The sequence below is a fragment of the Okeania sp. SIO2F5 genome, assembly GCF_010692685.1.
GTDB lineage: Bacteria > Cyanobacteriota > Cyanobacteriia > Cyanobacteriales > Microcoleaceae > Okeania > Okeania hirsuta.
Map to the genome: position 1 here is coordinate 161,462 of NZ_JAAHGU010000010.1, position 26,620 is coordinate 188,081.

The following is a 26,620-nucleotide window of genomic DNA, read 5'->3' on the forward strand; positions in this document are numbered from 1 at the left end:
GAAAATCTTCTACAACTTCAGGTATAGAAATAGTAGAATCATAATTTTCAGTGGGCATAGTTTCTATAACTACTTCAGATTTTTTCTCTTCAGATTTTTCCTCGTTAATTTGTGATGATTCTGGAATAGTATCTTGCTGAAAATCTTCTACAACTTCAGGTATAGAAGTAATAGAATTATCACTTTCGGGTGGGAGAGATTCTACAACTTCTTCAGATTTTGCCTCGGTAATTTGTGATGATTCTGGAATAGTATCTTCAAATGGAAAATCTTCTACAACTTCCGGTATAGAAGTAGAAGGATTTTCTACTGATTCATTACTTTCTTCTACATTTGGGGTCAAAGCAGAAGTTTCTTGCGGAGGCAGTTTTTCTACTGATTCTGGTGTTGGTACTTCCTCTACTATTTCTGGCAGACTAGGAAACTCATTTTCCTGAAGTGAATCTTCAACTTCAGATTTTTCTGATGGATTGAAATTTTCTTCTACATTTGGTTTTTCTATTGTGTCTAGAGTTGCTGATTTCTGTTTTTCGGTAACTTTATTCCTAATACCTTTAAATATATCTCTAACACGATTCACAAATTCACCTATTTTTTCTTTTGTTGTTGGTAGTTCCTTTGCTTCGTCGGTAGTTTCGATTTTTGAGGTTGGTTCTTCAGTAAAAGTTTCCTCTACTTCAATTTCTTCTGGTTCAGTAGTAGGAATATCCTCAATTTCCGGTGCAATTAATATTTCCTCTACTTCAATTTCTTCTGGTTCAGTAGTAGGAATATCCTCAATTTCCGGTGCAATTAATATTTCCTCTACTTCAATTTCTTCTAATTCAGTAGTAGGAATATCCTCTATTTCTGGTGCAATTAAAGTTTCCTCTACTTCAATTTCTTCTGCTTCAGCAGTAGGAATATCCTCTATTTCTAATTCTGGAGTTACTTCTGCTTGAGTTTCCTCATAAATGTATTCTGGGTCAACTATACTATATGCTTCCTTAAGTGAAATTTCTCCTTGAATGATCTTACTGAGAGTATCTTGTCCACCTGGTTCGTAGGTAATCAAAGCAATAGTGCTATTATAAATCTCATTGAGAGCATTACCCTCATCATCAATATATTCTAACTCGATCCAATTTTTTCCTGGATGAAACCCTTCTAAATATATTGACTGCCATTGATCGGTAATAAAACTGGTTCCATTAACCGTAACACGAATACGCCAATCAACTATTTCGTCTTCAGGATATTCTTGTGCTGCTGAGTGCGATGGTGCATTAGTAAGATAATAGTCAAGCAAGATGGGTTCCGCACCATAGTCACCCAAGGGACTATTGTAAGTTAATAGTGGTAAATTTGGAGCAGGATTATTATTCGTGGTTTTAGTGAAAATATGAAAAGTTGTTTGAGCATAAGCACCTTCATTCTTAAAACTTTCATCCCACGGACGACAAGCAAAAACCCTGAGAGTATGAGTACCTGGTTCTAAGTCTGATAAAATAAGAGATTGATTTAGGTCATAGATTTTTTTATAAGGTTTGTTGTCTAAAATTACTTCTACATAAGGTCCTAAGTCTAATTCTGATTTGAATATCGGTAGATCTTTCACCTGGAGTTTTACTGTAACAGTATTATCTTCAAAGATCTGCTCTGGTTGAGGACTTTGTATTGTAACTTGTGGTTTGTAGATGTCGATCGCTTGACGCAGTTGTTGAATTATTTCTGGTGGCGAAACTTCCAATATTTTAGAGGTAGAAGTCGTTACAGGTTTTTCCTCGCTAAGTTGAGGTTGCTCAGAGAAGCGATCGCTACAACTGACCAAACCGAAAGTTAAAACTACTACTATTAGAAGTGTTAATAATTTTCTTAGATATAGCAAGTCTAGATGATTTGTCAAAAATCCAAAAATAGAGAAAGAGTCTAAAATTCTGATCTTTGTTTCCTTTTTCCTATCTTGATGTCCTAATAGGTACATTTGTCGGTGATGCATCCTACTGATGTACCTTCTTGAGGATATTTTCTGTAAAACCAAAATAAGACTGCCGTATATTTTTGGCAAGTTTATATTAAACACGCACTACACTCCTATAAATTGAGAGTTGACATTGATATTTCTTTTCTCAGTTTTTCTGTTGTTTATGATGATTTTCTCATTAAAATCAATATTTTTGCTATTGATGGGAATTAACTATATTTTTTCGTTTTTCGATAATTAGGCGAACATTTGTAGAGCTTATTAAAATGTAGAAAAGTCCATGAAGTCTAATTATCTAGTCAAATTTAAAGTTTTCACAGAGTAGTTGTAGTTAAATTTGAGAATTGTCAACTTTCTCATCATAAGTATTGATTAGCGTTGGTAAATCCAGATACAAAACTGTAAGAGTAATCTGTATTCTTATACCTCTTAATATTTTACCAAAGTAAGTTATGGGTATTACTATTAGCAGGAAATTATTTTATACTAAATCCGGTTGTCAAAAGTCTGTTGTTCGCTCTTACTCTCTAACCCTTCTTTAAGATCGCCGAATTTAGTATCACAAATTACTAAGACCTGATTTTCATACCTTGAAATTAGAGCATAATTAGGTGATTAGGTAATTAAGTTACATTAAGAATAAGTTGATTGTTAATAATTGTAAATTATGTCGTAATAATTCTTGACTTTCCTTCCTGACCGTGACACGCTTAACAGTAGTTGATTAGCTTGCTTTAAGAAAATTTTAATAATTGTAAACATACAACTTAATGCTCGTTGAGCAAGTTTATAATCTCTTAAAGAACTTCCAAATACACTAAGAACGATAAAATCGAATCTTATGTATTTGAGAGAGTTCAGCCGAAGTCTGATAGACTTTTGGCATAACCAAAGAGTGTGGTGTTGCATTCCTGCAAAAGACAGCTAAAGTCTGTAAATTTGCAAAAGACGTAGATGATTCGTTACAAATGTTATCAATGTTGACAACATCAATAGTTCAGTTAAGTTTCTTTCAGAGGGGAGAGTCTTCATGACCATAAGTCCTCCGGAGCGCGAGGCAAAGGTAAAAGTAACCGTAGATAAGGACCCTGTACCAACCTCATTTGAAAAGTGGGGCAAACCAGGTCACTTTGACCGGAGTCTAGCCAAAGGACCAAAAACAACTACTTGGATTTGGAATCTACACGCTGACGCTCATGACTTTGATAGTCATACCAGCAATTTAGAAGATGTATCGCGCAAAATTTTTAGCGCACACTTTGGCCATCTGGCCATAATCTTTATTTGGTTGAGTGGCGCATATTTTCATGGCGCTAAATTTTCCAACTATGAGGCTTGGTTAACAGACCCCACAGGAATTAAACCAAGTGCTCAAGTAGTTTGGCCAATATTTGGCCAAGAAATTTTAAATGGTGACGTTGGTGGTGGTTTTCATGGAATTCAGATCACCTCTGGATTATTCCAACTATGGCGTGCTTCTGGCATAACGAATGAGTTCCAGCTATATTGCACAGCGATCGGAGCCTTAGTAATGGCTGCCTTGATGCTGTTTGCTGGTTGGTTCCATTATCATAAGCGCGCTCCTAAGTTGGAATGGTTCCAGAATGTGGAATCAATGATGAACCACCACTTAGCAGGCTTACTGGGTCTAGGTTGCTTGTCTTGGGCAGGTCACCAGATTCACGTTTCCCTGCCAATTAACAAGCTGTTAGATTCTGGGGTAGCACCACAGGATATTCCTCTACCTCACGAGTTCATCTTAGACAGAAGCTTGATGGCAGAGTTATACCCTAGTTTTGCTAAAGGTCTCACTCCATTCTTTACATTAAATTGGGGCGAATACGCTGACTTCTTGACCTTCAAAGGTGGTTTAAACCCTGTGACAGGTGGCTTGTGGTTATCTGACACAGCTCACCATCACTTGGCATTAGCAGTATTATTCATTGTTGCTGGCCATATGTACCGGACAAACTGGGGCATTGGTCACAGCATGAAGGAAATTCTTGAGACTCACAAAGGCCCCTTAACCGGAGAAGGTCACAAAGGTCTCTATGAAATTCTGACAACCTCTTGGCACGCTCAATTGGCAATTAATTTGGCAATGATGGGCTCCCTAAGCATCATCGTGGCGCATCATATGTATGCAATGCCACCATATCCCTATATTGCTACTGACTACCCAACTCAGTTATCTCTGTTCACACACCATATGTGGATTGGTGGATTCCTGATTGTGGGAGCAGGAGCTCATGCTGCTATCTTTATGGTTCGGGATTACGATCCAGCCAAGAACGTTAATAACCTCTTGGACCGCGTAATTCGTCACCGGGATGCGATTATCTCCCACTTAAACTGGGTATGTATATTCTTAGGCTTCCACAGTTTCGGCTTGTACGTTCACAACGATACTATGCGTGCCTTTGGCCGTCCCCAGGATATGTTCTCTGACACTGGGATTCAACTACAGCCAATCTTTGCTCAGTGGGTACAAAATCTCCATACTTTGGCTCCTGGCAATACCGCCCCTAATGCTTTAGCATCTGTTAGCCCAGCTTTCGGTGGTGATGTTGTAGCAGTAGGTGGCAAAGTAGCAATGATGCCAATAGCTTTGGGTACGGCAGACTTTATGGTTCACCATATCCATGCTTTCACCATCCACGTTACAGCTTTAATTCTTCTCAAAGGCGTACTTTATGCCCGTAACTCTCGTCTAATTCCGGATAAGAGTGAACTAGGTTTCCGGTTCCCTTGTGATGGTCCGGGTCGTGGTGGTACTTGCCAAGTTTCTGGTTGGGACCATGTGTTCTTAGGTCTGTTCTGGATGTACAACTCCCTATCAATTGTGATTTTCCACTTTAGCTGGAAGATGCAGTCAGATGTTTGGGGAACAGTATACCCAGACGGTACAGTAGACCATATTACTTATGGCAACTTTGCACAAAGTGCAATTACTATTAACGGTTGGTTGCGTGACTTCCTGTGGGCGCAAGCTTCTCAGGTACTCACATCCTACGGTTCAGCTCTGTCTGCCTACGGTTTGTTGTTCTTAGGGGCACACTTTGTTTGGGCATTTAGCTTAATGTTCTTGTTCAGTGGTCGTGGCTACTGGCAAGAGTTGATCGAGTCTATCGTTTGGGCTCATAATAAGTTAAAGGTTGCTCCAGCAATTCAGCCACGCGCTCTAAGCATCATTCAAGGTCGGGCAGTGGGGGTAGCTCACTATCTCCTGGGCGGAATTGTCACAACCTGGGCATTCTTCCTGGCTCGAATAATTTCAGTAGGATAAGAATGCAATAGCGTTTTAAGATTCTTGCTTGGGGATTGAACGATCCTCAATCCCCAATTCAATCTAAGATTCTCAGATTCACGCGAGACATTTAGATAAAATATTTATGGCCACAAAATTCCCAAAATTTAGCCAAGACCTGGCACAAGATCCAACCACCCGTAGGATATGGTACGGGATAGCTACAGCTCATGACTTTGAGACCCATGATGGTATGACTGAGGAAAATCTTTACCAAAAGATTTTTGCCTCCCACTTCGGCCATCTAGCAATCATTTTCCTCTGGACATCCGGTAGCTTATTCCACGTTGCCTGGCAAGGAAACTTTGAACAGTGGATTAAAGATCCTCTAAATATACGTCCAATCGCCCATGCGATTTGGGACCCTCAATTTGGTCAACCTGCAGTAGATGCTTTCACTCAAGCAGGTGCTTCTAACCCAGTAAACATAGCATACTCTGGTGTTTACCACTGGTGGTACACCATCGGCATGAGAACAAATGGAGACCTATATCAGGGTTCTATCTTCCTCCTGATCTTGGCATCCATCATGCTGTTCGCTGGTTGGTTACACCTCCAGCCCAAGTTCCGTCCTAGTCTCGCTTGGTTCAAAAATGCTGAGTCCCGCTTAAATCACCATTTAGCTGGTCTGTTCGGTGTTAGTTCCTTGGCTTGGACTGGTCACTTGGTTCACGTTGCAATTCCAGAATCTCGCGGACAGCACGTTGGTTGGGATAACTTCCTGACAACTATGCCTCACCCAGCAGGTTTAGCTCCCTTCTTCACAGGAAACTGGGGCGTTTATGCTCAGAATCCTGATACTGCTAGCCATGTGTTTGGTACTTCAGAAGGTGCAGGAACTGCAATTTTGACTTTCTTGGGTGGTTTCCATCCTCAAACTGAGTCCCTGTGGTTGACTGACATGGCTCATCACCACTTAGCGATCGCAGTATTATTCATCGTTGCTGGTCATATGTACCGGACTAACTTTGGTATTGGTCACAGCATCAAAGAAATGCTTGACTCCAAAGCTGGTTTGGTAGGTGGTAAGAGTGAAGGTCAATTCAACCTGCCTCACCAAGGGTTGTATGAAACTCTCAACAACTCTCTACACTTCCAGTTAGCTTTAGCATTAGCTTCTCTGGGTGTAATTACTTCCTTGGTAGCACAGCATATGTATGCTTTGCCTCCTTATGCTTTTATTGCCAGGGATTATACCACAATGGCAGCACTTTACACCCACCACCAGTATATTGCTGGTTTCATTATGGTAGGTGCATTTGCTCACGGTGCAATTTTCCTAGTACGAGATTACGATGCCGAGCAGAACAAAGGCAACGTGCTGGATCGTGTATTGCAGCACAAAGAGGCAATCATCTCTCACTTGAGCTGGGTCTCTCTATTCTTGGGCTTCCACACTCTCGGTCTTTATGTCCACAATGATGTAGTGGTTGCTTTTGGTACTCCTGAAAAGCAAATCTTGATCGAGCCTGTATTCGCTCAGTTCGTTCAAGCTGCTTCAGGGAAAGCTTTATACGGCATGGATGTGCTGTTGTCTAATTCAGACAGCATCGCAGCTACAGCTTGGCCTAACTACGGTAACGTTTGGCTACCAGGCTGGTTAGATGCTATTAACAGTGGTACTAACTCTCTATTCTTAACCATCGGTCCTGGCGATTTCTTGGTACACCATGCGATCGCTCTAGGTTTGCATACCACCACTTTGATTTTAGTCAAAGGTGCTTTGGATGCTCGTGGTTCTAAATTAATGCCAGACAAGAAAGACTTCGGTTACGCATTCCCTTGCGATGGCCCTGGTCGTGGTGGTACTTGCGATATCTCTGCTTGGGACTCCTTCTACCTCTCTATGTTCTGGATGTTAAACACCATTGCGTGGCTAACGTTCTACTGGCACTGGAAACACCTAGCTGTTTGGCAAGGTAACGTTGCTCAATTCAACGAATCTTCTACATACTTAATGGGTTGGTTCCGTGATTATCTGTGGTTGAACTCTTCCCAGTTAATTAACGGTTATAATCCTTATGAAACTAATAACCTGTCTGTTTGGGCTTGGATGTTCCTCTTCGGACACCTAGTTTGGGCAACTGGTTTCATGTTCCTCATCTCTTGGCGTGGTTACTGGCAAGAGCTAATTGAAACTATTGTTTGGGCACATGAGCGTACTCCTCTAGCTAACCTAGTTCGCTGGAAAGATAAGCCTGTTGCTCTTTCTATCGTTCAAGCTCGTGTGGTAGGTTTAGCTCACTTCACAGTAGGCTTTGTCCTCACCTACGCTGCCTTTGTGATAGCCTCTACTGCTGGTAAGTTTGGTTAATTTCTTGAGATTAGCAGCAAACCTAGTTTAGTAGGTTAATTAAATTCAACCTCCTGCCTTTGGTAGGGGGTTTTTTTTGTGGAAAATATTAGGACTGGGAGAATAGGGCACACAGGGATTTGGCCACGGATGTAAAGATTAACTGATGGGATGAGTTGATAGTCTTAGGTTTTACAGTTTAAGCCAGGGACAGCTATCAATCTTGCGATCGCCTTGCCAATATTTTGAATCTGTTCAATTTGTCCGGGAGTAGGTCCGAAACTAAGGCGGTTAATTAAGTGTAAAATTTTTATACTCGTTCCTTGCGATCGCTGTTGACTTAATTAAATTCAAAAAAAATAAATGGTTAACAAACGCAAATCACTTCCACCTTCTCTCACAATAAAGCTAGGAAAATGGGTTTGGACAAGCTTGTGGCAAATAATGATGTCAAAACTGGCCCCACGCAATAATTCAGGAGAATACATTCGTCCTGCTAGTCTATTTAGGGAAACAGTAGGGACACAAGCAGAAAACAAATATCAACCAGCTACTAAACGCTATCGTTTATTTGTCGGACTAGGTTGTCCCTGGGCACATCGAACTCTAGTTGTTCGATCGCTCAAAGGTTTGGAAGATGCTATTCCAGTAACTGTTGTTTCTCCAGCAGGCGATCGAGGTATATGGGTATTGGAAGAGGAACAAGAAGGATGTTTTACTCTACCGGAATTATATAATTTAGCAAAGCCTGGTTATAATGGACGCGCCACTGTACCTGTGCTATGGGATGAGGAAACAAAAACTATTGTGAATAATGAGAGTGCAGATATTATTGTGATGCTCAATGCTGAATTTAATCAGTTTGCCAAAAATCCTCATCTTGACCTTTATCCAGAACAATTAAAAACCAAAATGGACGAGTGGAATGACAAAATTTACCACACAGTTAATAATGGAGTTTATCGTTGTGGGTTTGCCCAAACTCAGGAAGCTTATGAAAAAGCTTGTAAGGAACTATTTACTACTTTAGATGAAATTGACAATACACTTTCTGCCAGTAAGTATCTTTGTGGTGAGACAGTAACATTAACAGATGTACGTTTGTTTACTACATTATTCCGGTTTGATGTTGTTTATTATGGTCTATTTAAGTGTAACTTGCGGCGAATTCAGGACTATCAATATTTAAGTGCTTATCTACGAAATTTATATCAACTTCCTGGCATAGCAAATACTTGTAATTTAGAAGCAGTTAAGCAAGATTATTATGGCAATCTTTTTCCTCTTAACCCTGGGGGAATTATTCCTTTAGGTCCAGATATAGTAAGTATTTTGCAGAAATAATTCTTAGGCAGGACAAGATAGAAGTCAGAAGTCAGAAGTCAGAAGTCAAAAGCAAGGTAGGGACTGTCAGTAGGGCGACGTACAGGAGGAAAAAGGAAGGAAGAGGAGAAGAAAGTTTTTTATAGTTAATTATATCATGTCCAGTAGCATAATTATTGTAAGGTAAGGGTAAGGAAGAAGGAAGAATGAAGAAGGCTTAAAAGCCTGAAAAAACTTTAATTTCCTCTAGATATTCACCCTTGAGTTTAGACAAAGGATACCAGCGGACATGATAAGCAGACATGATATTAGTCCATAGGGAGACTGTGGCCTTTGCTCAGAGAAGATTATTTCCTTATGCTAAGGTCTAATCGTGTTTACTTTTAAGTTTTTTAGTAAAGTAAGAAACGACTTTGAAATTCACTAGCAGGAGTCGAACTTTGCACAACGAAAGTCTGTCAGAAAATTTATCATTAGTCCAAGAAACTGTTGCGGATGACATTCCTGAAGCAGTACGAGACCCTCAAAAGGATGAAGAAATTATTCCAGCTCAGTCTCAAAGCAAAAAATGGATGTGGGGTTGGATAGGAATAGTTGTAGTTGTGGGAGCAGTTAGTCTGGGATTACAACTTCAATCTAATCTCAATCAAGTTAATGCTTCATCAACTCAAACTGAAGTTGATAATGCAAATACTGTAGCTACATCTTCTGTGAATGAAACTCCGATAAATGAACTAAAAAAAGATACTTTATTAGATTTTCCTTACTCGCAAGTATCAGAAATGGAATTAGAGTATATAACTTCTGATAGTGAGATTAGATTGCAAATAAATGCAGTGAAAAAATTTCAAAAAATGCTTTATGCTGCTAGAAATGATGGTATTAATTTAGTGGCTTTGAGAGGGTTTCAGTCTAAGTATGAATTAAAAGATTGGGCGAGCAATACTAATAATATTGAAGATAATTATACAAATAATGCCAATCAAATTTCACCTTTAAGTTATGGGGAATATGTAACAGGTTATGCTGTTGATATTGGAGATGGTAATGCACCAGCAACTAACCAAAATGTTGAATTTGAAAAGACAGCAGCTTTTCAATGGCTACAAAATTATGCTGCTTATTTTAGCTTTGAAATGATACCTGCTGATGATGAAAAAGATATTGGTTATGAACCTTGGCATTGGCGTTATGTAGGCGATCGCCATAGTCTAGAGACTTTTTATAAAAATCAACCTAATATAGTTTCTGAAGAGTCAGAATTAATTTTAGAAGATACTGAATTGATTGAAGAAGGAAGAAGCAAGAAGGAAGAAGAAATAGATGGAGACTCAAATATGAATCAATTGTAAAAACCGTTTATACGGCGGGGTATTAAACCCAAAAGAAAAAGATAACGAATAATTATTATTGTTTTGGTTGTTAAATACTTGGTAAACTGCTTTGCTAAAGTTAATTGTGAATAGGAGTCAGGGTAGTAGTTGAATAGGGGATGTACAGGAGCTAAAATGATTGAGAAAAATTGAAAATATCAGTTGCTTATCAAATATTGATAATTTAATTGAGTAATCATCAATGGATTGTATTTTTGCAGGGGATTTATCGAAATGGAAAAAATTAATAAAGTGGCAATTGTGGGTGGAACTCACGGTAATGAGTTTACAGGTATATATCTTGTTAAAAAGTTTGAAAAATTTCCTGACTTAATTAGTAGAACTAATTTTGAAACTCAAACATTATTTGCTAATCCTCAAGCATTTGAACTGGTGAGAAGATACGTTGATACTGACTTAAATCGTTGCTTTAAACTCCAGGATTTAGAAAATCAAAACAAGACTAACTATGAAGAAACTAGAGCAAAATTTATTAATCAAATGCTAGGACCAAAAGGGAACCCTAAGTTTGATTTTATCTTGGATTTGCATACCACCACTGCTAATATGGGATTAACAATAGTTTTAGCGAATAATCATCCCTTTAACCTCAAAACTGCTGCTTATTTAAGTTCAGTTGAACCAGATGTTAGAGTTTATAGCTGGATTAATCCAGGAGAAGAAAATGCTTTTGTAAATTCTATTTGTGAATTAAGTTTTGGTATTGAAGTAGGTCCCATAGCTCAAGGTACTCTCAAAGCAGATTTATTTCGGAAAACAGAAAAATTAGTTCAGGCAAGTTTAGATTTTATAGAAAATTTCAATGAAGGTAAATTGAATCTAATTAATCAGGATATTATAGTCTATAAACATCTAAAAGTTGTAGATTATCCTAAGACTGAAGATGGAGAAATAACAGCAATGATTCATCCTGAGTTACAAGGGAGAGATTATGAACAATTAACTCCAGGTGAGCCAATTTTTTTAACCTTTGATGGCGAAACAATTTATTATGAAGAAGAAATTCCTACATGGCCAGTTTTTATTAATGAGGCGGCTTACTATGAAAAGGGAATTGCTATGTGTTTGACAAAAAAAGAGAGAATTACATTTTAATTTCATCATCAAACACGCATTTGAATCAGTTATCAGTTATAAGTAAGTGGCTCAGATATGAAAGTATTACTAATTAAATTAATTAAAGGCTACAAAATTTTCATTTCACCAATGTTACCTCCATCCTGTCGTTTTCAACCTACTTGCTCAGAATATGCGATGGAAGCGATAGAAAGATTTGGGATTTTTAAAGGCGGTAGAATGGCAATTATGCGAATTTTACGTTGTCATCCTTTTCATCCTGGTGGTTATGACCCAGTTCCTCCAAGGGAGTGTGAGGACTGTGGAGAGTAGGGGAGTAGGGGAGTGGGGGAGTGGGGAAGTGAGGGAGTAGGGGAGTAGGGGAGTGGGGGAGATTAGATACTGAAGTAATTATAGAATAAACAGCCTCTTATACCAATTTGAAAAAAGAATGTTACGAATAATAAGTGCGATAAAAAGATTTTACAGTAAATGTTCCTTTGACAAAAAAGATAATTTACACCCTAAAAATCGTATTAAAGCCATTCATTATGACTCCTGACTCCTGACTCCTGACTCCTAATAAATAGCCTAGCTATTTGTAGCAAACATTTATCAAATTGGTATTAGACATCTCCTGCAAAAGAGGGAGGAGTTGAAATCTCCTTTTAGTTCTGGAATGCTCTGCAAACGAGGGAGTCTCAAAAAAAATCTACCGATCGCTGACTGCAGACTGCTTCTTTAACCAACCACCCCAAGGACTAACTTCAAGTACCCCTGTCGGTGTCATCACCACCCGGAATATTGCAAAAGACTGTTTCTGACTCGTAACTTCAGAATTAGCACTATTTAACAACTTGGGTAAAGGTGTGTGTTTACTATAATATTGTGCAGGTTCATTCATCGGTTCTAAGCTAGCGATCGCTCCATCCCCATTAACTTTTACCTCAAACACTAAATCTTCATACCATACTGGAGTCTGTTGCCAACTTTGGTCAATTTGGTCATATAACTTTTGGTTTAACTCTTCTAACTCAGCTATATCAGTAATCTCTGAAACAGAAATTATATCTGCTTCCTCTTTCACAATAGATGGGGGAGTTGTATTCTGTAAATCGTTACTACTAAAGTCAGATACAGACCACAGTTTGATAGTTCTATCAGCACTCCCACTGGCAAGAGTTTGTCCATCAGGATTAAACTTTACCGACCAAACAGCTTTAGAATGATCTGTAAATGTTTCTAATAATTTTTCTGTATCTACCTCCCACAAATGAATATTTTTGTCATAACTGCTGCTAGCAAGAGTTTTGCTATCGGGACTAAAAGCAACAGACAAAACTGCTTTGTCGTGTCCTTCTAGAGTGCATTGTAGTTGACCAGTGTCCATCTGCCATAACTTAACTTTTCGGTCTTGACTACCGCTAGCAAGAATTTTACCATCGGGACTAAAAGCGATCGCCCAAATTGTGTTTGTATGTGCTGCCAAGGAGTGGAGTTGTTTACCTGTATTCAATTGCCAGGTTTTGATTTGACCATTTTTACCTCCACTAGCAAGCATCTCTCCATCCTTGCTCAAAACTAGAGATGTGACAGGAGCTGAATGTTGAAAACGACCCTCAACAGAACCAGTGTTAAGATTCCAAATTTTGATCGTGCCATCATAACTACCACTAGCAAGAGTTGTTCCATCAGAACTTATAGCTATAGCTTTCACATCATCGGTATGACCTTTGAGAGTCTGGATAAGAGTTCCATTTGCAATATTCCAAAGTTTAATGCGGTTATCCCAACTACCACTGGCAAGAATTTTACCATCTGGACTCATCGCAAGAGATTCGATCGCATCTGCGTGAGCATTGATAGTATGTAGCAATTTACCATTGCTTAAATTCCAAATTTTGATCGTGCCATCATAACTACTACTGGCAAGAGTTTTTCCATCAGAACTTATAGCAACTGCATACACCCATCCTTTATGTCCTGAAAGGGTTAGAGAGGGTAAAGTTCTTTGTTCAGATGGTCGGACAAAGTTTGTGGTTGATATGGATAGCGATCGCCAGGACCACAGTCCACCAATAGTTGCTAAAGTAGTTGCTGCTATCACTGTAGAATATTTTCGATACTTGGGTTGAGCTAGCATAAATTTTAATCCTACCATTGATGATTACTTGTTGAAAAAATTTCAAATTAATGTTTATTTTTGACTTAATTTACACCCTTATATCTGATTTGTAAACTGAGTTGAAACTCCTTTCTAGCATGGGTTTGCCAAAAATTCTTCCTGGGAGCTTAGATAGTGTCAAACCCTTACACTGTAAAGTATTTATCCTCTTAATATTTACTTGATAAATCAGCTCTTAGTTTTTGTCAGTTTTTTTCTACGCTCTATACATCTTCTAACAATAAATAAAACTGTTATAGTTGTTATGCCAATCATTCCTAATGGGGTGAGGTAGCTCCAATGACCCCACATTTTGTCTATGACGTGCCAGACTAAGAGGAACATTGCTAGATATGTTAGTTCATGTAATTTCTTCCAATTTTTTTTCATTCTTTTGATACTCCAATCATTGGAAGTAATTGTTAGTAGTGTGAAAATAATGAAAGTTACGACTCCTTGTATATATATCCAATAAGTTTGGATGTCAAAAAAATCAAAGTTTCTCTTGCTCACTAGCAACATTCCATGACCAAAAGCAAATAGAAAAGCAATTACACCTATTTGACGACGATACTTCAGCAATATTTTAGGAAATTCAGTTTTTTTTGTGCTCGGAAACACAATTCTCAAAATGCTTGGTAGTAAGGTAATTACATAACATACTAATGCTAATAAACCTAAATAGTTAGCTACTGGTGCTGTATCCATAATAGTTTCTCCTTTAGTTACTAAATTTTATTTACAGTAAATTCCAAGTATATGAAGTACAGAGATTAACAATTAAATGAATGCAAGTGCGACCATCTTGCCCGCGATGGGTGTACCTCACGCTTAGTGGAATCTGCTGTAAGTGAGATTTTTTTGCTCAGTTATAGAAATATTTACAGCAGTTATTTTTCTCTAGTAAAGATAATTTTTATATCATTTTTTAGAAATGATCTTCGCAGAATTACCAGGCTAAATGATTACACCCAATCTAAGAGATATTCCTGAGAAAAATATTGAAAATTAGATTTTTTTTAATTCTAGTTATTAATTGCTCAATTCAAGCATAAAAAGCAACTACTAACATTTTGAATATTTTGAAATTGATTACCCACGATAATATATTCAAAATATAAAACATCTATTCCGGATAATTAATTACGATCAAATTAGAGTTCTAAATCTCTTTAAAATATGAGTCATAATACTCAGGCGTTAAGTTTATTTTTTCACTGATTAATGTGATCAAGCCTCATTATTTTTATTGGTAATTATGAAATATAGGATCTGAAATTATAGTTATGTATTCAGAAGAATCTTTCATAAATTATTTACCTAAAATCATCGGTATTTTCATGATTTTTGTGAGTTAATCTTTGAATTGAAGAGTAATTATGTAGAAGTAGTAATATTTGTCAGTACATACTTTTCATAGTCTGGTGAGAAACTGCAAACATTGCTACTTGTGTACTACTATCAGACCGCTTTGGGGTGTACTATTAATTTGTGCCATTTTCTAGCTCCTAATAATTTTTAGCTTAGAGTTTTTCTTGTTGTCTAAGACAATATATTTCTGAGTTTTCAAGGGTTATGCAAGTTGTGAAACTGGCAACAAATAATTTTAACGAAAGCTATATTTACACACCATTGCTGATTCATCCGGAAAAATAATCTGGGCTTTGTCATGGCCATCAATATCAAGCAACTATGTTGATTTACGTGGTAAAGGTCGAGTTTGGGATAATGGTCTTAGATATGAGTGGATTAACGGCCGTCATGGTGATTGGGGAGATAGTCATGGTGTCAGTGTTGTTAATGTAAATCCCCTAGTCGCATTATTTTATATATAAAATTTGAATACAAAAAAACTAATCTATGAAAAATATAATTATCAACTCTAAACCAGATAAAGTCAGACATATTCCTATCACTTCAATGCAAAAATATTTAGTGAAGGAATATTACTTAATACCCGGTTACGAAAAGTTTCGCGAAAATCACAAAAATGTAATTGCTCAGTTAGAAACTATCCTAGAAGAAAAAGTGGAGAATTTTGACAGCAGCATTTCAACAATTAAAAATTACCTCTATTTAAAATAAGAAGATTGACTAAAATATTTTTTTATCCTTGTATTATACTATTTTCAAAAAAGAATATTACGCATAATTTGAGTAATTAGGGCTTGCTGATTAAATATAAAAGCATTGACATATAAAGACAAGTGCCTTTTTGGGAACGAAAAAAGTGCGCCTGTTTCAGTCTAAAACGCTCAAAAAGTTAGTATTTTAGGCGCATAGTTGGGCAGAAAAATCATTCTTACAATTCTTACTCCTGCTTCCTCGCTCATTCCAATTTCTCCTGTCTCCTGTCTCCTGTCTCCTGTCTCCTACCCCTACTAAAATACTTTTTCAGCAAACCCTAATTAAAATACTTTTTTGGAGATGTATTTGTGACTAAAAAGATAAGTTTTGACCTAAAAAATGATATCGAAGTCATTCATTCTGACTCCTGACTCCTGACTCCTAAAAAAATAGCCTAGCTATTTGTAGCAAATATTTATCAAACTGGTATTACAACAGTCCTTAGCCTAGTGAAATAGAGGCTTTAAAATTTAATTATTGGTAATTTTTAGATCGTATATTCAGGAAAACCAATAAAAATTTTGTATATTATCTTTTTCTTTATCTTTTGATTTTGGGTTTAATACCCCGCCGTCTACAAGGTTTTGGCAATTGGTTAGGGTTATAAAACACTAAGTGGCAGGTCGAAGACTATCCCCATCGACCTTTTCTTCCTTCCTTCTTCCTTCTTCAAGTGCTGAATAACTCACCGTCATTCGTACTGTCTACAATTGGTTAGTGTTTGTAGACACAGAGCTACTTCTTTTAGTAGGAACGCCCACTTTTTCCAACTTATTTTTTCTTCAATACAAGACCAATATTCTGATTCAACCATTACTATCAATTCAAAATTTACTACTAACTTCAGCAAACCTAGAACAATTAAAAGCATCTAATAATCGATCGGATTTATTATTCCAAATCAAATCAGCTATTAATAGCGCTGTTACAGGTGTTAATAAAATTCCATTCCGATAATGCCCAGTAGCAATGGTCAAATTATCATAATTACTTGTTCCTAATATTGGCATTTCATCAGGAGTATTAGGACGAAAACCCCACCACAATTCTAATATTTTGTAATTTTTTAAACTCGGATATAACCGAATAGCATTTCCTAATAATTCTTGAATTCCTGCTGCTGTATTTCCCTCTGAAAATCCGACATTTTCATTTGTTGCACCTATAACTATTCTTCCATCTTGGCGCGGCACAATATAACTTTCTGTGCCAAATAAAACTTGCTGTAAAGGTAGATTTTCTCTAGCTATATCTGAGGGAATTTTTAACGACAACATTTGCCCCTTTCTAGGAAATACAGGAATTGGTAATAACTCCTGAGACCATGCACCTGTAGCTAATACATAATGTTCCGCTTGTAATTCACCTATTGATGTTTTGATGCTTTGAATTTTACCTTTTTGACGAATTATTTCTATAACAATTCCTTCAAGAATATCAATTTTTAACTCTTTAGCTGCTGCAATAGTTGACTCGTACAAATAACGATTATCTACTTGCCCATCTTCAGGGTAAGACCAACCCCCAATTACCTCTAGGCCTAATCCTGGTTGATATTGATGGATTTCAGCTTGATTTAACCATTGATAATTTAGGTTTTGAAAAGTATAATTTTCTCTATCTTTTTCTGCATAAACTGGGGCTAAAATTCCACAAGGCCAATAGCCAGTTTTTATACCACTAATTGATTCTATTTTTTTTACCCATTCTGGATATAATGCCCGACTTTTTAAACATAAATCTAACATTTTACCAGGGGGAATAGCTTCTGCTTGAGGAGCTAACATTCCAGCAGCAGCATTTGTCGCTGTTTGCTGAAAATCACGGCTAATAACTGTTACTTTTGCCCCTCGTAATGTTAGTTCTATTGCTATTGATAGACCAATAATACCGCCACCAATTATTAGGATATTACTTGATTGATTCATTTTCTAGGTGTTGCTGAATTAGTGTATTTAATTACTTAGGAATCAGGAGTCAGGAGTCAGGAGTCAGGAGGGAAGAAAGAAGAAGAAAGAGGAATGGAAGGAGAAAGTTTTTTGTTTGCTGGCGCACAACTTTCCTATCTCCTGCGGAGAAGCTACACTAACGTAATGCTACGCCAAACGTTAAAGCTAGGCGACATAAAACGCGTCAGCGGAACGTAGTTTTATCCCTAATTATCCGGACATGATATCATACTTCAAATAACCAATGCCATTTTCTCAATAAGGATAAATAAGGAGTAGTGAAGAAGGATGCGATAAGATTTTTTTACTGATAACTGAAATGACATGAATGTATGGATAATTATTGGCAACATTTTTTTAATTCTGTACTTTGATTATATTCAAAGATATAACAGTCGCCACTATAGTTAGAACATCGGATAATTATGATGATTTATTACGCGAGCAAGATGCTCGCACTAATTATCAAACATTAACCTAGCGGTTGCTATAAATAATATTTTTTCTATGTTTTTATTATCAGAGAATAATCCCAAATCATTTGTAAAAAACCAAAAAATAGCTCAAAAGTCTAAAACTTTTATTCCTAATATGTCCGTTTTTGGCAGATGTTTTCAGTAATTTTTTCAAGGTATATTCTATCCTTCAGGAGTCCAAACAATTTCTGAACCTTGCCCCCAAAAACCATTATATTTAGTTACTTTTATATCTCCTAAAACTTGTACTTGACAAGACAAACGTTTACAAGAATTAGGAGAATGAGGAGGCATAGAAAGTCTGGCTTTTTCTCGCCATTGAGATGGAGAAACTTCTCCTTCTATTACCACTGCACAAGTGCCACAAGTACCAATACTACGACAGTTAATAATTGAAGCATTGCCATTATAGACATCAATACCATTTTTTAGTAAAACCTGACGCAAATTTGCACCACGATCGCAAGTTATAGTTTTACCTTGAGCCTGAATCTTAACCATAACAAATTATTTCATAATCTTGACCTATATTAGTTATCTATGTTAGCAGTTAAAAGTTAAAAGATAAAGTAAAAAATTAGTGAAAAAGTAGGATTAATTATAAAGTTTAAATTAAGTTGAAAAATTATCTGAATTTCTAAGACCCCTAGTAATAATGAAAAAACTCTGGATCTACGATACAACTCTACGCGACGGTGCCCAACGAGAAGGACTATCCTTATCCCTAGAAGACAAACTACGCATTGCCTACCAACTGGACAGCTTGGGGATTCCTTTTATTGAAGGAGGTTGGCCAGGTGCGAATCCTAAAGACGTACAATTTTTCTGGCAACTAAAAGAACAACCTCTTACTCAAGCAGAAGTAGTCGCATTTTGTTCCACTCGTCGTCCCGGAAAACAAGCAGCTTCTGATACCACTCTACAACCCATTTTATCTGCTGGTACGCGGTGGGTGACAATTTTTGGCAAATCTTGGGATTTGCACGTTGTTGAGGGGCTAAAAACTACTCTGGAAGAGAATTTGGCAATGATTGCAGATACGATTTATTATCTCCGTAGTCAAGGTCGTCAGGTCATCTATGATGCGGAACATTGGTTTGATGGTTACAAAAATAATCCTGACTATGCTTTGCAAACCTTAGCTGCTGCAACTAATGCTGGTGCGGAATGGTTAGTTCTCTGTGATACCAATGGTGGTACTCTTCCCCACGAAATTACTCAGATAGTAGCAGATGTTTCCCATGCTTTGCCCACTGCAAAATTAGGCATTCACACTCATAATGATTCAGGTACTGCTGTTGCTAATGCTTTATCTGCTGTCAGAGAAGGAGCGAAGATGATACAAGGAACTATCAATGGTTATGGGGAACGTTGCGGTAATGCTAACCTTTGTACTTTGATTCCTAATTTACAAATCAAGTTGGGTTATGATTGCATTCAGGCGCAACAACTGGAAAAACTGACTCAGACCAGTCGCTTTATTAGTGAAGTTGTGAATCTTGCTCCTGATGACCACGCGCCGTTTGTGGGTTTGTCTGCTTTTGCTCATAAGGGTGGTATTCATGTGTCGGCAGTGGAACGCAACCCACTAACTTATGAACATATTCAACCGCAACAGATAGGGAATAGTCGTCGCATTGTGATTTCTGACCAAGCAGGTTTGAGTAATGTGTTGGCAAAGGCAAAAAGTTTTGGTATCGAGCTAGACCGTCAAAACCCTGCTTGTCGGCAAATTCTGGATAAGTTAAAAGAGTTAGAAAATGAGGGATATCAGTTTGAGGGAGCAGAAGCTAGTTTTGAGTTATTGATGCGAAAAGCTTTGAAGCAAAGACAGCATTTCTTTGAAATTAAGGGTTTTCAAGTACACTTGGATAAGGATGGTGAAAAATTTAGTAATTCTCTGGCGACAGTGAAAGTTACTGTTAATGGTCAGGATATTTTGGAAGCTGCTGAAGGAAATGGTCCAGTTTCAGCTTTGGATGCTGCTTTGCGGAAAGCTTTAGAAAATTTTTATCCGGCGATCGCTAATTTTTATTTGACTGACTATAAGGTGAGAATTTTGGATGGTGGTGCAGGTACTTCTGCTAAAACTAGGGTGTTAATTGAGTCTAGTAATGGTCAGCAACGGTGGACGACTCTTGGGGTTTCTTTTAATATTTTGGATGCTTCTTATCAGGCGGTTGTTGAAAGTTTAGAGTATGGTTTGATGTTGGAAAGTCAATCTCAAGAAACTGCATTAGGTGTGGTTTTGTAGTAGCAGAAGGAAGAGGGAAGAGGGAAGAAGGAAGAGGAAAGAGGGAATAAGGAAAAATCTTACTTTGTCTGAGTTTTAAGCTTTTGACCTGTCCTAACCTTTCCTTCGACTGCTATAACTCAGACCTACCACCTAAATAAGTGCGTGTTCCTGCAAAACCTCCAAAGGTACTACTTCTAATGCTTTTTGATGAGTTCCTGACAAAACTACTGGTGGTGCAACTCCAGAATCTAGAGCTTCTTTCCAACGAGACGCACACAAACACCAGCGATCGCCAGGTTTTAAACCAGGAAAAGAATATTCTGGTCTAGGTGTACTCAAATCATTACCACGACGCTTAGTAAATTCCAAAAATTCTGCTGTCACTGCTGCACAAATAACGTGGGAACCAAAATCTGATGGTCCAGTCTGACAAAACCCATCCCGATAAAATCCAGTCATGGGAGAAGTACAGCAAACTTCTAGCTTTTCACCTAATACATTTAGTGATTCTATCATTTTAAAATAGTTCCCCTTAATTTAGTTCAGTTTTTTAGTTTACCAGAGAGATTCACTTTAGTACTTTGGAAGAGAGGGAGTAGGGAGTAGGGATTAGGGAGTAAGGGGAAAGAATTGATAATTTCTGTGCGATAATTAATTTGATTTTTTATGATCACCAGATGTCTATTAAATAGGGTGTTTTGATGGGCGATCGCTACTTTTTTGTCCTGTTCAATAGATATCTCCGGAAAAGAGGGAGTAGGGGGAAAGAATTGATAATTTCTGTGCGATAGTTGATTTGATTTTTGGCGTTGGTAATTTGAGGCATGATATCATGTCCGGATAAGAGCGCGATAGAAGTCCATGACCTTTACGCGACCAAAAAACTTTCTCCTTCTATTCCTCTTTCTTCTCTCCTGACTCCTGACTCCTGTTCCCCTCCTGGGAGGGGGAGGGGCGAGGGGTGGGTTGACTCCTAAGTAATTAAGATTAATATCATACACGCGCTTTACCAACGCTAATTTTTTATTATCGGAGATTCCTAATGAGGCACACCTATCTTTGATTTCTATTCTATTCCCTATTCCCTGTTCCCTAAAAAAAACGAATTTTCTACCTCACTCTTTTTGGGAATTGCTATAGCTCAAGTCTGATTATTGATTTGCTACTTGAGTTTCAACTTTCTCAAGTATTTTTGCACCTATAGCTTCTGGAACACGAGTATACTCAAGAGTATTGTTCAAGTTTTGACCTTCCTGTAAAACCCAATTGACCATTTTCTTAACTGCAGTTGCTTGACCTGAAGTCTCATAATTTTCCTTAACTAATAACCAGGTCACTCCAACTATGGGGTATCCATCATCAGGGTTAGCTTCGTTAGCAGGGGTAAAGTCTTGATAAAATCTCAGTCCGGATAATGCAATATTCGCCTCTTCGAGAGTAGGTTCGACAAACCGACCCTGTAGGTTCTCCAGCATTGCTGTTGACAGGTTGTTTTGACGAGCAAAACTGTCCTGTACATAACCGATCGCACCTTCAGTTTCTTTCACTAAAGCAGCTACTCCATCATTTTTGTCACCTTTCAGGGGTTCTTTTGGCCAATCAGGTTTTCTGGATGCACCCACTTCTCGACTAAATGTTGGACTTGCAGCACTCAGATGCCTGGAGAAAATGAAGGTTGTACCACTACCATCAGCTCGTACTACAGTTTTAATAGGTAAGTCAGGTAGGTCAACTCCTGGGTTGTCTTGAGCAATTCGGCGATCGTTCCATTTAGTAATTTTACCTGCAAAGATATCTGGCAATACCAACTGAGATAGTTTTAGTTCAGTAACTCCTGGCAAATTATAAACTACTGCTACAGCACCTCCTGCGGTAGGTACCATAACTACTCCTTTTGGCATTTGTTCTATTTCTGCTGCAACTGGTGGCGCATCTGTACCTGCAAAGTCAACGGTATCTGAAATAAAACTCTCAATACCTTTGCCACTACCCACAGAATTGTAATTTACTGTAATTCCTGTATCTTCTTTTAATTTTTGAAAGTAACGCTCATACAAAGGAGCGGGGAATGATGCTCCTGCACCTTCAATAGTTTGGGCGATGACTTCACCAACAGTGCCAAGTGAAAGAGTAACTGCTGCAACTGTAACTGTTAGAGCATTGTGCCAAATAGTTTTTAATAAAACCATATATGAGCCTCCAGAAAAATCTAATTATTTATAAGTCTCTAGTTTATTAATATCTCTAGATAATAACGAGGATAGAAGTTTGAATACAATAGACTTTATTTATCTTACTAAATCTTTATCTTACTATATATTAAGATTTTTACATAGACACCATAGAAGATAATTTAATTAGATAATATTGTCAAGATTTTGCCAAAATTTAATCTCTTGTTAACCTTAGTCAAAAACTTTTATTATGTACTCTCTATTACCTGACTAAAAAATATTTTAGCCTGAAACTAATAGATATCTGGTAAAAATCAAAAATAAAATCAATTATTATCCATAAATTATCAATTATTTCTCCCTATTTCCTATTCCCTGACTTCTGCCAGAAGTCTAATAGTTCTCCAAATCAACATCTTCATCATCTAAACTGTAGTTATTATTATAGTTCAAGATCTGAGGATATATCGACAAAATATGAACAGTCAATATATATTTATGTTGGTTGGATTTTTATTAGCATCATATTCGATTGTAGCTAACGATGCTATACAAACCCTTGGCACATTTTTAAGTTCTAATTCTCAGCGCCCTTGGTGGGTATTATGGCTGTTTATTTGCTCCGTTTTGTTAGTAGTTTTTTTCTATGGCTGGATTACTAATGATGGAGATGTAGCTTATGGGCGTTTGGCAGAATTTCCTTTTCCTGAAAATTTTAGTTGGATTTATATAGTTCCTCCTTTCGTACTTCTATTTTTAACAAATTGGGGAATTCCTGTTAGTACCACTTTTCTAATTATCACAGTTTTTGCTCCTAGCAATCTCATCAGTATGCTGACTAAATCATTTTTTGGCTATGGGTTAGCTTTTGTCACAGCTATACTTATTTATAAATTCATCACTAAAGCTTTAGAAGAGAAATTTCTAAGTACAGCAGACAAAGAAGCACCAATTTATTGGGTGATTTTGCAGTGGGTATCAACAGCATTTTTGTGGAGTCAATGGTTAATTCAAGACTTGGCAAATATCTTTGCATACTTGCCACGAAATCTTGATGCTTCAATGCTATTTTTTTCCATGTTTGTGATGTTAATTTTACACGCAATTATCTTTTACAGAAATGGTGGTGCAATTCAACATATAGTTACCAGTAAAACTAATACTCAAGATATTCGTTCGGCAACAATTGTAGATTTGATTTATGGATTAATCTTATTATTATTTAAAGAATGGAGCAAAATGCCGATGAGTACAACTTGGGTATTTATCGGTCTTTTAGCTGGAAGAGAAATAGCAATAGCTCACAATTTCCAAAACCGCGAAATGAAGGATGTAGGTAAGATTATTTTTAGTGACGCTTTAAAAGCTTTTGCTGGTTTAGCGGTTAGTATTGTTATTGCCTTTGGACTTCCTTTTCTAGAAAAAATGATTAGCAATTAAGTTATGGCAGGGAACAGGGAATAAGGAATAGGGAATAGCGGTTCGACCCCCCAGGTTGTGGCAAGAAGTCGGAACGAAGTGCCACCAGGTTGCGCCTGAGTCGGAAGTTTTGCTAGCAAAATAATCTCAAATTTCCTGCCAAAACTTTGTTGAAGAAGGAGACAGGAGACAGGAGACAGGAGACAGGAGGAAAATTACATGGGGATTCGCTCCCCCAAGTAATGCGTGAACACCCTGTAGACGGTTGGGTATTAAACCCACAAAGAAAATGATAAACTATCCAAATGTGAAATCATCAGCGTCACACACCGAAAATTAAAATCTAGATGGTGCGTTACATTTCATTAACGCACCCTACTGGACTTACTGACTCCTCAGAAATAATACCATTTCTCAAAAACTTTTCTACATTTTGTTGAGTAGGGGACCCACCCCTAACCCCTCCCAGGAGGGGAAATAGGGGAGTGGGGGAGAAGCAAACATAAGAATAATTAGGAGGTATTCGGAAAAATTGTCCCAAGATTGTTCTGCTAAAGCGGAGATTTGCGTCATAAATGGCCATTCGCCCCTACAGGTTTTTGTTTATGACGTGAGGTCATCAACCTGAAAAGCGCTGTATAGCATTCTAAGCAAAGATTAGGACATATTAAAAGCTTAAAACTCAGATAACGCAAGATTTTTCCTTCTTGCTTCTTGCTTGTTACTTCCTTCTTCTGTTATAAACCAAAAATAGCCGTGAGGAGTGAAATAGATGAACAGACCTGAAGATAAAGATGCCTTATATATATTAAAAGAAACAAGTCGTACTTTCTATATTCCTATTAGTCAATTACCATCTGGGCTAAAAGAGGCAGTTACATCGGCCTATCTTTGTATGCGTGCCATTGATGAAATTGAGGATCATCCAGATTTAGATAGCTTCACGAAGGCAAAATTGTTGCGAAAGATTAGTTTACTTTTACAAGAAGGAGTTAACCATTCAAGTTTCCCGAACTTTTCCGCAAAGTTAGACTTGAATATGACTAACCTACCAGAAGTAACAAAAAGAGTAGGAGAATGGGCAATACTGGCTTCAGATACAATAGCACCCAGGATCTGGGATGTAACAGCAGCAATGGCAGACCGGATGGCTTATTGGGCTGAAAATAATTGGGCAATTCACACTGAATCAGATTTGGATCGTTACACTTTTAGTGTGGCAGGTGCAGTAGGTTTATTACTTTCCGATTTATGGAGTTGGTATGATAATACTAATACTAATCGTACTCAGGCAATTGGATTTGGCCGTGGTCTACAGGCAGTAAATATTCTTCGTAACCATTCAGAAGATTTAGTTAGGGGCGTAGATTTTTTTCCTAACGGTTGGGTTGCCAAGGATATGCAAGCTTATGCTCAACGTAATCTATTATTAGCTGATTCTTATACTAACTCTCTTCCTTCAGGACCTGCTCGAAATTTTTGCCAAATTCCTCTGACTCTTGCTCATGCTACTCTGGATATTTTAACTATGGGGCAAGAAAAGCTGAGTCGTTCGGAAGTGATGGAATTAATTTATCGTTGCAATAATTCTGCTTAATATTCTTGAGTGTCTTATGATTGCTCAATTCCAGCCAATTAAATATCGATATTAGATAATTTGGATACAAATTCCATGAGAGTTTAGTAGTATCTATAAAAATATAGTTAAGTGCTAGACAGTACAAACTTCTGGGAAAAATTATTACTAGCTAAAGCTTTCGGCGCTCTCAAGGTGACAAACCATATTATATATTATAGAAAGTTTATTTGCTGCAAGCCCTTTTCAGTAACACTTTCAGCTTTGAGATTACAGTACTTTGCGCGGATGGTGAGGTATACTTGAAGACTAATCTCTCTTCCCTATTTACTAAGGAATGAGGATTTATTAACTTCCAAATTTCCTGCACAGAAGCATTTGAGTACCATACTCCTAGCCAAAAACTGTGGATCTTATTTAATTCTCATTTCTAAGGCAATAAAACTTTGTATCTAACTAACTCTGAAACTCCTGTAAGTAATATTTTTAGAATAACTTTGTAGTCTTTAGTCTGTAAGGTAGGATTGCTCAATTCCAACCAATTAAATATTGATCTTAGATAATTTGGATACAACTTCCATGGGAGTTTAGTAGTATCTATAAAAAATAGTTAAGTGCTAGAGAGTACAAACTTCTGGGAAAAATCATTACTAGCTAAAGCTTTCGGCGCTCTCAAGGTGACAAACCATATTATAGAAAGTTTATTTGCTGCAAGCCTTTTTCAGTAACACTTTCAGCCTTGAGATTACAGTACTTTGCGCGGATGGTGAGGTATACTTGAAGACTAATCTCTCTTCTCTATTTACTAAGGTAATAAAACTTTGTATCTCTACTAACTCCGAAACTGCTGTAAGTAATATTTTTAGGTAGTTGTGTAGAAGTAGTGATTTGTGCATTTTTACTCCTTACTGTGAAAGGATTTTACTTATAAATATCACTACATCTACAGGACTACCTATTTTTAGAAGAACTTTGTACTCTTCAGTTAACTGCTAAAACTCAAAAAAATATCTCGAGAAAAAAAAATTAGCGATGCTAAGTAACATTTCTGAAATCAAAATTCATCGAGTACGAATGGCAGTTGCCTTGGGTTGGTGTGTACTAATTTTTTCACTATTCTACGATCCAATATCCAGTAAGCTAACAGAACCTTCCAATGCATT

Annotated in this window: 19 protein-coding genes; 11 read left to right on the forward strand and 8 right to left on the reverse strand. The window is 37.4% G+C overall.

Annotated features, from left to right (window positions below; genetic code table 11):
- Positions 1-1,885, reverse strand: a 1,885-nt coding sequence (locus F6K27_RS07135; protein ID WP_287300854.1) for a hypothetical protein, incomplete at its 3' end; no start/stop codon positions are given.
- 1,108 nt (positions 1,886-2,993) lie between these two features.
- Here F6K27_RS07135 and psaA point away from each other — a divergent pair.
- From psaA to yidD, 6 genes are all read left to right on the forward strand, one after another.
- Complete coding sequence (gene psaA / locus F6K27_RS07140) at positions 2,994-5,249, forward strand: photosystem I core protein PsaA (RefSeq protein WP_287272984.1); 2,256 nt, start codon at positions 2,994-2,996, stop codon at positions 5,247-5,249.
- A 106-nt stretch (positions 5,250-5,355) separates the two neighbouring features.
- Positions 5,356-7,584, forward strand: a complete 2,229-nt coding sequence (psaB, locus tag F6K27_RS07145) for a photosystem I core protein PsaB (RefSeq protein WP_124144879.1) — start codon at positions 5,356-5,358, stop codon at positions 7,582-7,584.
- A 342-nt stretch (positions 7,585-7,926) separates the two neighbouring features.
- Complete coding sequence (locus F6K27_RS07150) at positions 7,927-8,907, forward strand: glutathione S-transferase family protein (protein WP_287272986.1); 981 nt, start codon at positions 7,927-7,929, stop codon at positions 8,905-8,907.
- Positions 8,908-9,326: 419 nt separating this feature from the next.
- The gene (locus F6K27_RS07155; RefSeq protein WP_287272988.1) at positions 9,327-10,238 is read left to right on the forward strand and encodes a D-alanyl-D-alanine carboxypeptidase family protein; all 912 of its coding nucleotides are present in this window, start codon (positions 9,327-9,329) and stop codon (positions 10,236-10,238) included.
- 255 nt (positions 10,239-10,493) lie between these two features.
- On the forward strand, positions 10,494-11,375 hold the full coding sequence (locus tag F6K27_RS07160; RefSeq protein ID WP_287272990.1) for an aspartoacylase: 882 nt from the start codon (positions 10,494-10,496) through the stop codon (positions 11,373-11,375).
- 57 nt (positions 11,376-11,432) lie between these two features.
- On the forward strand, positions 11,433-11,669 hold the full coding sequence (yidD, locus tag F6K27_RS07165; RefSeq protein ID WP_124144875.1) for a membrane protein insertion efficiency factor YidD: 237 nt from the start codon (positions 11,433-11,435) through the stop codon (positions 11,667-11,669).
- A gap of 379 nt (positions 11,670-12,048) precedes the next feature.
- On the opposite strand, the gene F6K27_RS07170 is transcribed toward yidD, so the two are convergent.
- Both F6K27_RS07170 and F6K27_RS07175 read right to left on the reverse strand, forming a co-directional pair.
- On the reverse strand, positions 12,049-13,479 hold the full coding sequence (locus F6K27_RS07170) for a WD40 repeat domain-containing protein (RefSeq protein WP_287272991.1): 1,431 nt from the start codon (positions 13,477-13,479) through the stop codon (positions 12,049-12,051).
- Between the two features lie 210 nt (positions 13,480-13,689).
- Positions 13,690-14,208 carry a ferric reductase-like transmembrane domain-containing protein gene (locus tag F6K27_RS07175; protein ID WP_124144873.1) on the reverse strand — a complete coding sequence of 173 codons (519 nt, stop codon included), beginning with the start codon at positions 14,206-14,208 and terminating at the stop codon, positions 13,690-13,692.
- Positions 14,209-15,164: 956 nt separating this feature from the next.
- Between F6K27_RS07175 and F6K27_RS07180 the strand changes: the two genes are divergently transcribed.
- Positions 15,165-15,335 (forward strand): hypothetical protein, encoded by a 171-nt coding sequence (locus F6K27_RS07180; protein WP_161564509.1) that lies wholly within the window; start codon positions 15,165-15,167, stop codon positions 15,333-15,335.
- Positions 15,336-15,360: 25 nt separating this feature from the next.
- Positions 15,361-15,585: a hypothetical protein gene (locus tag F6K27_RS07185; protein ID WP_287272993.1), complete on the forward strand. Its 225-nt coding sequence runs from the start codon at positions 15,361-15,363 to the stop codon at positions 15,583-15,585.
- Positions 15,586-16,451: 866 nt separating this feature from the next.
- Here F6K27_RS07185 and thiO read toward each other — a convergent pair.
- Together thiO and F6K27_RS07195 are read right to left on the reverse strand one after the other, a co-directional pair.
- On the reverse strand, positions 16,452-17,555 hold the full coding sequence (thiO, locus tag F6K27_RS07190; protein ID WP_287272995.1) for a glycine oxidase ThiO: 1,104 nt from the start codon (positions 17,553-17,555) through the stop codon (positions 16,452-16,454).
- Between the two features lie 659 nt (positions 17,556-18,214).
- Complete coding sequence (locus F6K27_RS07195; RefSeq protein WP_124144870.1) at positions 18,215-18,553, reverse strand: 2Fe-2S iron-sulfur cluster-binding protein; 339 nt, start codon at positions 18,551-18,553, stop codon at positions 18,215-18,217.
- Between the two features lie 154 nt (positions 18,554-18,707).
- On the opposite strand from F6K27_RS07195, the gene cimA reads away from it, so the two are divergent.
- On the forward strand, positions 18,708-20,306 hold the full coding sequence (gene cimA, locus F6K27_RS07200) for a citramalate synthase (RefSeq protein WP_287272997.1): 1,599 nt from the start codon (positions 18,708-18,710) through the stop codon (positions 20,304-20,306).
- 132 nt (positions 20,307-20,438) lie between these two features.
- Here cimA and F6K27_RS07205 read toward each other — a convergent pair whose 3' ends face one another.
- The gene (locus F6K27_RS07205; protein WP_124146633.1) at positions 20,439-20,804 is read right to left on the reverse strand and encodes a DUF2237 family protein; all 366 of its coding nucleotides are present in this window, start codon (positions 20,802-20,804) and stop codon (positions 20,439-20,441) included.
- Positions 20,805-21,439: 635 nt separating this feature from the next.
- Complete coding sequence (gene pstS / locus F6K27_RS07210) at positions 21,440-22,477, reverse strand: phosphate ABC transporter substrate-binding protein PstS (RefSeq protein ID WP_287272999.1); 1,038 nt, start codon at positions 22,475-22,477, stop codon at positions 21,440-21,442.
- Between the two features lie 462 nt (positions 22,478-22,939).
- On the opposite strand from pstS, the gene F6K27_RS07215 reads away from it, so the two are divergent.
- A complete protein-coding gene (locus F6K27_RS07215; RefSeq protein ID WP_205127490.1) occupies positions 22,940-23,902 on the forward strand; it encodes a hypothetical protein in 963 nt (320 codons plus the stop codon).
- A 334-nt stretch (positions 23,903-24,236) separates the two neighbouring features.
- Here the strand turns inward: F6K27_RS07215 and F6K27_RS07220 are convergent, their stop codons facing one another.
- The gene (locus tag F6K27_RS07220) at positions 24,237-24,464 is read right to left on the reverse strand and encodes a hypothetical protein (RefSeq protein ID WP_287300855.1); all 228 of its coding nucleotides are present in this window, start codon (positions 24,462-24,464) and stop codon (positions 24,237-24,239) included.
- Positions 24,465-24,653: 189 nt separating this feature from the next.
- Between F6K27_RS07220 and F6K27_RS07225 the strand changes: the two genes are divergently transcribed.
- Entirely contained in the window at positions 24,654-25,478 is an 825-nt protein-coding gene (locus tag F6K27_RS07225; protein WP_124146630.1) for a squalene/phytoene synthase family protein, read from the forward strand.
- The last annotated feature ends 1,142 nt before the right edge of the window (positions 25,479-26,620 follow it).

Bases quoted from the DNA above. Each gene is read 5' to 3' on its own strand.
- psaA (WP_287272984.1), top strand. From the start codon at position 2,994: ATGACCATAAGTCCTCCGGAGCGCGAGGCAAAGGTAAAAGTAACCGTA.
- psaB (WP_124144879.1), top strand. From the start codon at position 5,356: ATGGCCACAAAATTCCCAAAATTTAGCCAAGACCTGGCACAAGATCCA.
- F6K27_RS07150 (WP_287272986.1), top strand. From the start codon at position 7,927: ATGGTTAACAAACGCAAATCACTTCCACCTTCTCTCACAATAAAGCTA.
- F6K27_RS07160 (WP_287272990.1), top strand. From the start codon at position 10,494: ATGGAAAAAATTAATAAAGTGGCAATTGTGGGTGGAACTCACGGTAAT.
- yidD (WP_124144875.1), top strand. From the start codon at position 11,433: ATGAAAGTATTACTAATTAAATTAATTAAAGGCTACAAAATTTTCATT.
- F6K27_RS07170 (WP_287272991.1), bottom strand. From the start codon at position 13,479: ATGCTAGCTCAACCCAAGTATCGAAAATATTCTACAGTGATAGCAGCA.
- F6K27_RS07175 (WP_124144873.1), bottom strand. From the start codon at position 14,208: ATGGATACAGCACCAGTAGCTAACTATTTAGGTTTATTAGCATTAGTA.
- F6K27_RS07185 (WP_287272993.1), top strand. From the start codon at position 15,361: ATGAAAAATATAATTATCAACTCTAAACCAGATAAAGTCAGACATATT.
- thiO (WP_287272995.1), bottom strand. From the start codon at position 17,555: ATGAATCAATCAAGTAATATCCTAATAATTGGTGGCGGTATTATTGGT.
- F6K27_RS07195 (WP_124144870.1), bottom strand. From the start codon at position 18,553: ATGGTTAAGATTCAGGCTCAAGGTAAAACTATAACTTGCGATCGTGGT.
- cimA (WP_287272997.1), top strand. From the start codon at position 18,708: ATGAAAAAACTCTGGATCTACGATACAACTCTACGCGACGGTGCCCAA.
- F6K27_RS07205 (WP_124146633.1), bottom strand. From the start codon at position 20,804: ATGATAGAATCACTAAATGTATTAGGTGAAAAGCTAGAAGTTTGCTGT.
- pstS (WP_287272999.1), bottom strand. From the start codon at position 22,477: ATGGTTTTATTAAAAACTATTTGGCACAATGCTCTAACAGTTACAGTT.
- F6K27_RS07215 (WP_205127490.1), top strand. From the start codon at position 22,940: ATGAACAGTCAATATATATTTATGTTGGTTGGATTTTTATTAGCATCA.
- F6K27_RS07220 (WP_287300855.1), bottom strand. From the start codon at position 24,464: ATGGCCATTTATGACGCAAATCTCCGCTTTAGCAGAACAATCTTGGGA.
- F6K27_RS07225 (WP_124146630.1), top strand. From the start codon at position 24,654: ATGAACAGACCTGAAGATAAAGATGCCTTATATATATTAAAAGAAACA.